This window comes from Paraburkholderia kirstenboschensis (assembly GCF_904848585.1).
Lineage (GTDB): Bacteria > Pseudomonadota > Gammaproteobacteria > Burkholderiales > Burkholderiaceae > Paraburkholderia > Paraburkholderia kirstenboschensis.
The window spans coordinates 796,966-809,095 of record NZ_CAJHCR010000001.1 but is presented as its reverse complement, the minus strand read 5'-3'; the positions used below and the strand labels follow the sequence as shown (position 1 = coordinate 809,095).

The 12,130-nt window shown below is 63.3% G+C and carries 6 protein-coding genes; 1 reads left to right on the top strand and 5 read right to left on the bottom strand.

The features are described from left to right. The 4 genes from JMY24_RS03695 to JMY24_RS03680 form a co-directional block, all read right to left on the bottom strand. Positions 1–831 (bottom strand): competence/damage-inducible protein A, encoded by an 831-nt coding sequence (locus JMY24_RS03695; RefSeq protein WP_128595418.1) that lies wholly within the window; start codon positions 829–831, stop codon positions 1–3. Positions 832–861: 30 nt separating this feature from the next. Beyond that, positions 862–1,695, bottom strand: coding sequence for an EI24 domain-containing protein (locus JMY24_RS03690; protein WP_128595419.1), 834 nt, complete (start codon positions 1,693–1,695; stop codon positions 862–864). Positions 1,696–1,845: 150 nt separating this feature from the next. Then, a complete protein-coding gene (locus JMY24_RS03685; RefSeq protein ID WP_201701400.1) occupies positions 1,846–2,841 on the bottom strand; it encodes a sterol desaturase family protein in 996 nt (331 codons plus the stop codon). A gap of 63 nt (positions 2,842–2,904) precedes the next feature. After that, on the bottom strand, positions 2,905–3,924 hold the full coding sequence (locus tag JMY24_RS03680; RefSeq protein WP_128595420.1) for a YVTN family beta-propeller repeat protein: 1,020 nt from the start codon (positions 3,922–3,924) through the stop codon (positions 2,905–2,907). A gap of 576 nt (positions 3,925–4,500) precedes the next feature. On the opposite strand from JMY24_RS03680, the gene JMY24_RS03675 reads away from it, so the two are divergent. Next, positions 4,501–7,377: a YadA-like family protein gene (locus JMY24_RS03675; protein WP_128595421.1), complete on the top strand. Its 2,877-nt coding sequence runs from the start codon at positions 4,501–4,503 to the stop codon at positions 7,375–7,377. A 315-nt stretch (positions 7,378–7,692) separates the two neighbouring features. On the opposite strand, the gene hrpA is transcribed toward JMY24_RS03675, so the two are convergent. Beyond that, positions 7,693–12,111, bottom strand: coding sequence for an ATP-dependent RNA helicase HrpA (gene hrpA, locus JMY24_RS03670; protein WP_201701399.1), 4,419 nt, complete (start codon positions 12,109–12,111; stop codon positions 7,693–7,695). Positions 12,112–12,130: the final 19 nt, after the last annotated feature.

Genomic DNA, 12,130 nt, shown 5'->3' with positions numbered 1-12,130 from the left:
TCAGGCGCGGGGCTTCGCCGCTGCCGCCTCGTGCTCGACGATGTCGCCGCCTAGCAGGTGCACGCCTTCACGCAGCTTCACGAACGCCGCTGCAACCGCCTCCGGCTCCCCCTTCACGCCGAGGTCGATGTGATGACGCGCATACACGCCGCCGCGTTCGGCGTCGCCCACGCTCGGCAGACTGAACACGCGCACGCCAGGAAAATCGTGTTCGATCTTTTCCATTAGCGGCGTTACGCGAGACTCGGGCAGCTCGAACACCAGCAACGACTTTTCCGCGTGCGGCATGGCGTGATGCAGGTGCGCGTAGTGGGTATCCAGCACCCATTCGATCATCGGCCAGGCCATGACCGGAAAGCCCGGCACGAAATAATGCTCGCGGATCGAGAAGCCCGGAATCTTGTTGTAGCCGTTCGGAATAATCTCTGCGCCTTGCGGATACGTGCCCATATTCAGACGATGCAGGTTCTCGGGCGAGTTCAGGTCGAGCGGCGTCGCTGCGGTGGCCGGATACATGTCGCGAATGCGCTCCTGAATCAGCTTCTGCGCTTGCGGATGCAATTCCAGCGGCACGCCGAGCGCCGCAGCCGCGCATTGACGCGTATGGTCGTCCGGCGTCGCGCCGATGCCGCCCGTCGAAAACACGATATCGCCGGAGCTGAAAGTGCGCCGCAGCGTTGCGGTGATACGGTGCGGGTCGTCGCCGATATACTCCGCCCAGCCAAGCGACAAGCCACGCGCGCCCAGCAGTTCGATGACTTTCGGCAAATGCTTGTCGACGCGCCTGCCCGACAGAATTTCATCGCCGATGATGATGACGCCAAATGCCATTGCCGCCTCTTTGGTTATCTCGTTTGTTGATCAATAAGGAACCGGTGCAGTTTGCCGCACGCCCCCTGCCTCGTCCGCGCGCATGCGTTGCAGCGCCCGCAAACAGTAGTAGCCGAACCACAGCGCCGAAAATACGAGGATGAATGCATAGATCCAGATCGTCACCGCGGTGATGACCGGGAACAACACGATGAGCCACACCGACGACGCCCACAACAGCGTCGGCAACGAACCCAGCAAACCGCTCGCGACGCCGATCAGCAGCAGCGGCAAGCGGAAACGCCGCACCAGCGCACGCCGTTCGTCGCGGCTGGCGTGCAGCGCGAGCGCGTCGTAGGTCATCACGCGATAGGTCAGCCAGCCCCACAGCAGCGGCGGAATCAACGCGAAAAACGGTGGCACGAGCCACAGTGGCAGCGTGACGATCAGCAGCACGAGACATACCAGCGTCGTCCAGAGCGCTTGGCCGAGGCTGCCGTACCACGTTCCGCCGCGGCGCATTTCGAGGCTCGGGAACTGGCGCGTCGACAGGAAGCGGATCACGGCCGGCATCGACAGTGTGGCGATCAACAGCAATACCGTGACGACGATCAGCGGAATCGTCATTGCAATCACGAGGAACGGCGCGATGGCCGCGTGCAGTCCGGAAAAGCCAAGCGAGTCGAACAGATGGTAGAGCGTGACGGTAAACGACCAGCTTTCAAGCCAGCCGCGTGTCGCGCCGATCAGCGTTTGCCACGAGAACCACAGGATCACGCCCCACCCGACTGTTGCCGCGAGGAACGGCAGGAAGGTCAACCAGAGCATGCGCGGGTGGAGCGCGCTTGCGAGCGCGCGCCCGAACGAGCGCAACAGATCATTCATGCGAGCCAGTGCCGGTGAGTGCAACGATGGAATTAAGGAAGCGGCGCGCCGGTTACTGAATGAAGACCGTGCGCGCGAACGTGGACAGCATAAACCACGTGACGCGCCGCCGGGGAAACCGGCGGCGTGCGAAGAAACTAAGCGGCAGGCTCAGACCGCGGTCGCGCCGCCCTGATTGCGCCGCCGTGCCGACAGACGCCGGCCGATGCGCGCGAAGGCGAGCCAGTGCTGCGCCCAGAAGCCTTCGCCGTAGCCGCGGCCCTGGAGTTGATCACTGATTCCGGTCGGCTCCATCTCGCGGCTCCACGAGACGCTCCGAAACAGTATGTCCCACCACGGAAACAGCACGCCGAAGTTGCAGCCGTATTTCAGACCTTCGTGACCGTAGCCGATCGCATGATGGCGCCGATGAAATGTCGGGCTGACCAGCAGACGCTCTCCGAGCCAGCCGAAATACAGGCGAATGTTGGCGTGCTGCACGCTTTGCGCGAGGTTCGTGATAGCGACCAGCACGACGAATTGCGACGGCGGCACGCCGATCACGAGCGCGATTACCGCGAAGAACGACGCCTGCAGCAGATCGTCGAGCAGATGGTTGCGGTCGTCGGCCCACAGCGACATTTGCTGCTGGCTGTGATGCACCGCATGCAACTCCCACCAGACGCCAATGCGGTGCTGCCAGCGGTGATACCAGTAACCGGCGAAATCGAGCACCAGAAGGTACATGACAAAAGTGACGAGCGGCTGCGTAGTCACGCCCGGCCACAGATTGTCGAACTCGATGTTCGAGATGTCATGCAGGCGCAGCCACGCCTGGACATGGTCGAAAAACGGCTGCAGCGCAAAAAAGAAGAACAGGTTGAGAATGCCCAGCTTGGCGATCCACGTGTAGATCACGTCGACGCGCACCGCCTTGCGGTTCTCCCACTGCTCGACCGGACGCAGCGCTTCCAGCGGCCGCAAAATCGCGTACATGGCCAGCACTTCGAGGACGCCCACGATCACCCAGTACAGGCTGTCGTACGTGTCTTCGTCGTAGTCCATCAGATTGAAGTGGAACAGCAGCGGCTGCACCACGTCGACGTACAGCAACGTCTGCAACGCGGAGACGAAGCTGTCGAGAGAGGACGAAATCAGATGGAACATGGCGCTGGTCGGGTTACTTCGATCGTTGCGGCTCGCTCAGAAGCGGCATGGATAGCTGCATTATCACGCGCCATTCGGCGCCGTAACCGGCGCACGATTAAAGAAATAGATGCCATGCGGCGAACGGCCCACCGCAATGGTCTGAATCAGCTTGCGCGTGTTCAGGTCGATGATGCCGACGTGCTTCGCGAAGCGGAACGTTACCCACAGATACCGTTTGTCGGCGGAAAGTTCCATGTCGTCTGGACCAGGCAACAAACCGGTGATGTCGCCGACATTGGTGAGCGAATCTTCGTCGATGATGCTGATCGTGCTTGCCACCCGGTTGGACACCGCGACGTGCTTGCCGTCGGCGAGCGAGCGGAAGTTGTGCGCGCCGTTGCCCGTGTGAATGGTCTTGACGACCTTCTGCGTGTGCCAGTCGACCACGGCCACGTAGTCGGCGCCGGTCATGCCGACGAGCAGATACTTCTCGCCCGGCGTCATCCAGAGCCCTGCGGGGACCTTGCCGACCTTCATCTTCCACTTGACGGTTTGCGTGGCCAGATCGATCGCGGCGAGTTCGCCGGAGACCTGCAGCGTAACGAACACCGTTTTGCTGTCGTTCGTGAAAGCCATGTGGCTTGGCATGACCGCAAGCGGCAGACGCGACGCGAGCGTCATCTGGTTCTTCTGGCCGTCGTAGTGATAGATATCAAGGCGGTCGAGGCGCAGACCGGTGGTGACGAGCCACTTGCGATCAGGCGAAAAGCCGATCTGGTACGGGTCTTCTATGTTTTCGACCCAGCGCTGCACCTGCCCCGACTTGGGGTCCACGAACATCAGGTTGTTCGACACCGAGTTCGCCACAATCAACGACGAGTTGTCCGGCGTCACCATCAGGTGATGCGGTTCCTTGCCGGTCGGTACTGTGCCGATAACCTGGCGGGTCGTCTCGTCGATAAGGCTCAGCGTGGCTTCGGCGGAATTCAGCACGATCACGTTGTTGGCATGGGCCGCCGGAGAAACAAAGCCTGTGGCGGCTACGAGAGCCAAGCCCGCGGCGAACGTGGCTGTCACGCCAGGAAGAAAAAATTTACGCATGAAAACTCACTTCGGAGAACAACCATCATTGTAGAACGTTTGCCCCGGCGTGCGGTTGACGCAGATCGGGTTGCCGCGCACGGAAAATGAAGGGCCGGATGGGAAGCTTGTTGAACTCTGGAATCTGCTTCGTAATGGCGACAGCGGCGCCATAAAGTCAGTCTCATTTAAGCGGGATAACAATAAGAAAATCCGCATCAAGAATTATCCGAATTAGGAATGACCGCGATTATTCTCTGTTCTATTCTGGTTTATGACGAGATTAATTCATGCATTTAAGACGGCCGAATTTGTTTTGCATATTTTCGGATTTCGCTTATTTCCGCCGTTCATAGCGCGCTCTGACAATCTCGCGTGCTCATCGTCCAACCCTCAATCCCGTGGGCGTTTCGAGTGTGACGCAGATAATCCGGGCGTGGGCAACCACACGACAAGCAATAGTCAAATAATGGCAGCAACAGGCTTTGCATTTATAGCCGACATTTTTGCGCGCGATCTGATTAATGGGCGATGACGCCTTCTCTGATTATCTCGTCCACTCCGGCCACGAAACAACAGCGCGGAGTTTCAAGACAAGTGAATAAAATCCATCAATCAATCTGGTGCGAAGCGACGGCAACGTGGGTAGCGACGCCCGAAACCTCGACGGCGAAAACAAAGCGCGGTTCTACGCGCAGGAAGCTGGTTGCACTGGCGGTAGCCGCGGCGGCTACGATATTGGGTGGGGCGAACGCGATGGCAGCAGGCGCCAATTCCACTCAGGCGGGCCCTGGCGCCAACGCCGCCGGGGACAACTCCGTTGCGCTGGGAGTGACCGCGACCGCATCGGGTGCGAGTTCCATTGCTGAAGGTGCGGGCGCGGCCGCGGCGGGAGACAATTCGATTGCAGTCGGCCTGACGGCACGAGCCTCTGGCACGAATTCAATCGCACAAGGTGCGGGTTCCGCTGCTTTAGCCGACGGTTCCACCGCCCTGGGCGTGGGTGCGGTTGCAAACGGCTTCCGGTCGATTGCGACCGGAGCGGGCGCCGTGGCGTCGGGCTCCGATTCGGTTGCAACAGGGACGGCATCCGTTGCAGTTGGTGCTCGCGCGGTTGCTACAGGACTGCTGGCAACTGCAAACGGTACCGACTCTATCGCGGCCGGGTCAGGAGCGCTCGCAGACAAGGACGGCAGCACCGCGTTAGGCAGCGTTGCGACCGCTACCGGAACGCAGTCGACCGCCGTTGGCTATGGCGCGACGTCCAGCGCATTCCGCACTGTCGCGCTTGGCTATGCGGCTACGGCGTCAGGCAATAACGCATTTGCCGGTGGTCCCTCGGCTACGGCCGCAGGCGGAAACTCCACGGCGCTTGGCTATGTCGCTTCCGCTACGGGCTCGAACTCGGTCGCGATCGGTTACAGCGCCGCGGCCTCCACTGACAACAGCGTCGCACTCGGCGCTCAGTCCACCACGGGAGCGGACCTCAGCAAACCCGGATATGTACCGGCTGGCGCCGATCCCAGGACAATTGCGGCTATGGTCGCAAAGGGCGAAGTATCAATCGGCTCTCAAGACAACGAGCGCCGCCTGACGCATGTCGCGGCCGGAGCGGACGCAACCGACGCCGTCAACGTCAGCCAGCTGCAAGCCGCTACCGCAAGCGCCTCGCGCTACTTCAAGGCAAACGGCAACGGCCTGAACGACGGCACCGACGACGCATCGGCGACCGGCTCCAATGCGGTCGCCATCGGCAGCTCGGCACTTGCCGCGGCCCAGGCCAGCTTTGCCGCCGGCATCAGCTCCCAGGCGCAGGGCAATTTCAGCACCGCGGTTGGGGGCTTTGCCACTGCGTCAGGCGACGGCTCCACTGCTCTCGGCTATCAGGCGAGCGCAGCGGGGCTCAATTCCGTTGCCCTCGGCTATCAGGCAAGCGCGTTAGCGCTCAACTCCGTGGCACTCGGTTATCAGGCTAGCGCCGTCGCCGCCAATTCCGTTGCGCTCGGTCAAGGCTCCAACGCCGATCGCGCCGGAACCGTCTCGGTCGGCTCGGCCGGCAACGAACGGCAGATCACGAACGTCGCGGCCGGCACCGAGGCAACCGACGCCGTCAACCTCAGCCAGTTGCAAGCCGTCAGCGCGAACGCCTCACGCTACTTCAAGGCAAACGGCAACGGCCTGAACGACGGTACCGACGACGCATCGGCGACCGGCTCCAATGCGGTCGCCATCGGCAGCTCGGCACTTGCCGCGGGCCAGGCCAGCTTCGCCGCCGGCACCAGCTCCCAGGCGCAGGGCAATTTCAGTACTGCGGTCGGCGGCTTGGCCAGTGCTTCTAGCGACGGCTCCACCGCTCTCGGCTATCAGGCGAGCGCAGCGGGGCTCAATTCCGTTGCCCTCGGCCATCAGGCAAGCGCGGTAGCGCTCAACTCCGTCGCGCTCGGTTATCAGGCAAGCGCCGTCGCCGCCAACTCGGTCGCGCTCGGTCAAGGCTCCATCGCCGATCGCGCTGGAACGGTCTCGGTCGGCTCGGCCGGCAACCAACGGCAGATCACGAACGTCGCAGCCGGCACAGCCGACACCGACGCCGTCAACGTCGCACAGTTGAAAGCCGTAAGCGACCAGGGCGCCGCCAACGCCGCGAAACTCGACGGTGCGGTGATGTACGACCAGGACGCCAATGGCAACGTCGACAAAAACAGCGTCACGCTGGGTGGCGATGCAGCTAGCGGCGGCACCACCATCCACAACGTCGCCGCAGGCGTCGACGCTTCAGATGCCGTCAACGTCGGTCAACTGAACGCGGCGATCACCGGCGCCGTCAACAACGCCGTGGTCAACGCAGCGAATCCTTTCTTCAGCGGCGAAGGCAATCGCGACACCGAAGGTGCCGTGTCGTCGGGCGTGCACTCGGTCGCAGGCGGCGCGAACGCCCAGGCCACCGGCGCGAACGCCAGCGCAATCGGCGCGAATTCCACCGCAAGCGGCAACAACGCGACTGCGCTCGGCGCGGCCGCCACCGCTAGCGGCACGAATTCCGTCGCCTTGGGCCAAGGCTCGGTCGCCGATCGCGCGAATACGGTATCCGTCGGCGCCGCGGGTCAGGAGCGCCAGATCGCCAATGTTGCAGCTGGCGTGCAAGGCACGGACGCAGTCAACGTCAATCAGTTGCAGCAGAGCGCGCGCGGCGCGGTCGGCGAGGCGCGCAACTACACCGACGACCAGATCCGCTCGGCACGACGCGATTCGTACGGCGGCACCGCATCTGCCCTGGCCATGGTCGGACTGCCTCAAGCCGTGCTGCCCGGTCACGGCATGGTCGCGGTGGCCGGCGGCACCTATGGCGGCCAGTCAGCGCTTGCCATCGGCGTGTCGCAGTTGTCGGAAACGGGCAAGTGGGTCTACAAGCTGCAAGGCAGCACGGACTCGCGCGGCCAGTTCGGCGCATCGGTCGGCGCGGGTATGCACTGGTAATCGAGTGCAGCCGGACTGGCGCACTGCAGTCCAGTCCGGCGCTGCGTCTGCATCACGGTGCCAAATATATGGAGTCAGCAGGTAGGCGCAGGTCCGACGCCGGCCTGCGCATGTTCGCGCGTGACACCCGTCCCCCACATGGAACGGGTGTCGCGCGCCTTTTTGACCCAGCGCGGCGAAAAGCGGGGAAAGCGTTGGAAGCCCGGGCCCCGTAGCCAAGCACATCTTGCGACAACCAGCTGAACCGGCATGCGCGGACGAGCCAAACGCCCGAGCCCCAGCCCGGGCATTCGCGCGCCCCGGCTTGCGCGAGACTCACCGCTGCATCGAATCCCACACCTTGTGAAGCCGCTTGACCGACACAGGCATCGGCGTGCGCAACTCCTGGGCGAACAGCGAAACGCGCAGCTCCTCGAGCAGCCAGCGGAACTCGGACAGACGTGCATCGGGCACGCCCCCGCGCTGCGCAACCGCGCGCTGATAATTCTGCAGCAGCGGCTGGAATTCGGCGAACTGCCGTGCGTCGCGCGCAGGATCAGCCTTCAGTTTGTCGATCCGCAAAGCGATACCCTTCAGATAACGCGGAAAATGCGTGAGCTGCGAGTACGGGGTGTCTACCACGAATCGCTTGCCGATTAGCGCGTCGAGCTGGTTCTGCATATCGGCGTGCGCAGCCGTGAACGACTTCGCCTGCGCCAGCTTCTTCAGTACCGACGCGTATTCGCCGAGAATCTGCCCAACCAGTCGCGCAATCTCCTGCGCCAGCAACGTCAGCCGGCTACGCCCTTCATCGCGGCGCGTATGGAAACTGACGTCGTCGTCGGGCAGCGGATCCTGCAGGCAGGCGCGATCGAGCGCGGTGTCGATTAATTGATCGCGCAACTCTTCCTGCGTACCCCGCGTCATGAACTGCATCGCCATTTCGCGCAAGCCCGGCAGATTTTTCTCCAGATACTTGATCGGCTCCTTCAGTTGCAAGGCGAATAGCCGACGCAGACCCGCACGGTGAATACGCGCGGCCTCATCCGGCGAATCGAACACCTCGACGTCACAATGCGTGCCGCGATCCACGAGAGCCGGGTAGCCGAATAACGTCTGCCCGCCGCGACGGATTTCGAGCAACTCGGGCAGCTTGCCGAAATTCCAGGTGGTGAGGTTTTCATACAGCGCCGTGCCGCCCGCGCTGCCTTGCAACGGCGTCTGCGGCGCCGGCGCAGCCGCACCCTTCCCTCGCTGTGCCGGACCGCTGGACGCAGGCGCCGTCCGCGGCGCTCCCGCCGCTCCCACCGCTCCTGCACCATCCGTGCGCGAACCGGCCACGTCCGCCAACGCCGCGCCTGCCGCGCTCGATGCAATCTTCTGGAAGTGCTGCTGCGCCTGGCCGCCCAGCTCTGCCCGTAGCTGCGACAGGTTGCGCCCCATCGCGAGTTGCCGCCCGTGTTCGTCCACGACCTTGAAGTTCATGAACAGATGCGGCGGCAAAGTCTCAAGCTTGAAGTCCGACTGTTTCAGCATGAGTTGCTTCTGCTCGCGAATATCGGCGATCAGCGCTTCGAGTAAACCGCCAGCACCAAAACGCGGCCCGCTATGCCGGTCGACGAAACCGGCCGCATATTCCGGCAGCGGCACGCAGTGACGCCGGAGCTTCTGCGGCAGCGACTTGAGCAGCAGTTGCGTCTTCTCCTTCAGCATGCCGGGCACGAGCCATTCGCAGCGCCGCGCGTCGACCTGATTGAGTGCATACAGCGGCACGGCGAGCGTGACGCCGTCGCGCGGAGAACCCGGCTCGAAGTGATAGGTGAGCGCCATTTCGACGCCCGCCATCGTCATCCGTTTCGGGAACAGATCGGTCGTCACCCCCGCAGCTTCGTGCCGCATCAGGTCGTCGCGCGACAGATACAGCAGGCGCAGCTTGTCCTCGGGCTGACCGCTTTTCTTCAGTTCATCGCGATACCAGCGCTCGAACGACGCGCCGGTGTAAATCCCCTTGGGCAGCGCCTGGTCGTAGAACGCGAAAATCAGTTCGTCGTCGACGAGCACATCCTGACGGCGCGACTTGTGTTCCAGTTGCTCGATGTCGGCAAGCAGCTTGCGGTTGTGCGCGAAAAATCCAAGCTTGGTGTCGAACTCGCCCTCGACGAGCGCGCCCCGAATGAAAAGCTCGCGCGCCCGCGCAGGGTCCTGTTTGCCGAAGCTCACGCGCCGCCGGTGATAGATCGGCAGCCCGTACAAAACCGCGCGCTCGAAGGCCGACACCTGCGCCGCGCGCTTCTCCCAATGCGGTTCTGAAAGCGACTTCTTCAGCAAATGCGCGCCGATTTTTTCGATCCACTCGGGCTCGATCTTCGCAATGCAGCGCGCGTACAAACGGCTCGTCTCGACGAGTTCCGCGGCCATTACCCACTTGCCCGCTTTCTTGACGAGCGCGGAGCCCGGCCACAAATAAAACTTGATGCCGCGTGCGCCGAGGTAGTACGGCTCGTCGTCGGCTTTCAGTCCGATGTTGCCCAAGAGGCCCGTGAGCAGCGCCAGATGGATCTGCTCGAAAGTCGCTTCAGCTTCGTTCAGACGCCAGCCGTGTTCACGCACCACCGTCAGCAGTTGCGAATGAACGTCGCGCCATTCGCGCAGACGCAATTGCGACAGGAAGTTCTTCCGGCATTCCTCGTGCAACTGCTTGTTCGATTTCTTGTGCGCGATCGCTTCTTCGAACCAGTTCCAGATTTTGAGCCACTGCAGGAATTCCGAGCGTTCGTCGGCAAACCGGCGATGCGCCTGGTCGGCCTGTTCCTGCGCCTCGATCGGCCGGTCGCGCGGATCTTGCACCGACAACGCGCTCGCGATGATCAACACTTCCTTCAGCGATTGCTGATCGCGCGCGGCGAGAATCATCCGGCCGACGCGCGGGTCGAGCGGCAGACGCGCGAGTTCGCGGCCGAGCGGCGTGAGCTGATTGTCGTCGTCGACGGCGCCGAGTTCGTTCAGCAGTTGATAACCGTCGGCGATCGCGCGGCCCGGCGGCGGTTCGATAAACGGAAACGTCTCAATCGCCGTCAGATGCAGCGACTTCATGCGGAGAATTACCGACGCGAGCGACGAGCGCAGAATCTCCGGATCGGTAAAGCGCACGCGGCTCTGGTAATCGCTCTCGTCATACAGGCGAATGCAGATGCCGTCGGCCACCCGTCCGCAGCGCCCTGCCCGCTGATTCGCGGCGGCCTGCGAGATCGGCTCGACCTGCAACTGCTCGACCTTGTTGCGATACGAATAGCGCTTCACGCGCGCGAGGCCTGTATCGACCACATAGCGAATGCCCGGCACCGTGAGCGACGTTTCCGCCACGTTCGTCGCGAGGACGATGCGCCGCGCGTTGGAGGTGCGGAACACGCGTTCCTGGTCGGCCGCCGAGAGGCGCGCGAACAGCGGCAGGATTTCCGTATGCGGCGGATGATGCTTGCGCAGTGCCTCGGCGGCATCGCGGATTTCACGCTCGCCGGGCAGAAACACGAGCACGTCGCCGGGACCTTCGCGGCACAGTTCGTCGACGGCGTCGACAATCGCTTCCATCAGATCGCGGTCGCGCTCCTTGCCGGTCTCGCGCTGACTCTTCGCACGGTCACGCGACGCCGGACCGCCCGATGTGCCTGACGTACCCTGCGCCGCTTTCACAGCGGGGCTGTCCTCGTCGATCGGACGGTAGCGCACCTCGACTGGATACAGCCGCCCGCTCACTTCGATTACCGGCGCGGGCTTTTCCTCGCTGCCGAAGTGGCGCGCGAAACGATCGGCGTCGATCGTCGCCGACGTCACGATCAGCTTCAGATCGGGACGCTTGACCAGAATTTCCTTCAGGTAGCCGAGCAAAAAGTCGATGTTCAGACTGCGCTCATGCGCCTCGTCGATGATCAGCGTGTCATACGCTTTGAGCAGCGGATCGGTCTGCGTTTCGGCGAGGAGAATACCGTCCGTCATCAGCTTGACGGATGCGCCCGGCGACAGATTGTCGGTGAAGCGCACCTTGTAGCCGACCACTTCGCCGAAAGGCGTGCCAAGCTCCTCAGCGATGCGCCGGCCCGTCGCCGAAGCGGCAATGCGGCGCGGCTGCGTGTGGCCGATCAACCCCGAGCCGCCCGCGCCGAGGCCGCGCCCTAGCGCGAGGCAGATTTTCGGCAACTGCGTGGTCTTGCCCGAGCCGGTTTCACCGGACACGATCACCACCTGGTTTTCGGCGATCGCCTTGGCGATTTCGTCGCGACGGCCGGAGACCGGCAGGGCTTCAGGGAAGGTGATCGGCGGAACGGGATTCGGCTGGACGACGCGCGGTTCACGTGCGGCGCGCGGTTCGCGAGGCGGTTGCTGGCGCGATGGCTTGTCAGCCTCCGGCCGCTCGCGCTGCCCGCGTTGGTCGCGTTGGTCGCGCTGCCCGCGCTGGTCGCGCTGCCCGCGTTGTTTGCGTTGTTCGCCTGGTTCGCGCGATTCAGCTCCGTCACGCGTCTCGCCCCGCGGCTCGCCGCGCTCGACATCCTTCACCGTGCGCGACGGATTCTTCTCGTTCGAAGACGCCTGCGCGCCTTCGCCGGCACGATGCGGCTCGCGCGCCTTGCGAGGCGCGTCCGGGTTGCCGCGGTTCGCGTCCTTTTCGGGGCGGCGCTTCGCGTCGCCGGAGTTCGCCTGATCGGCGGCCGGCGCCGCATTCTCGTTCGCCGCGGCGGGACTTTTGGGTACATTCGACATGGGGGCGCATTATAATCCC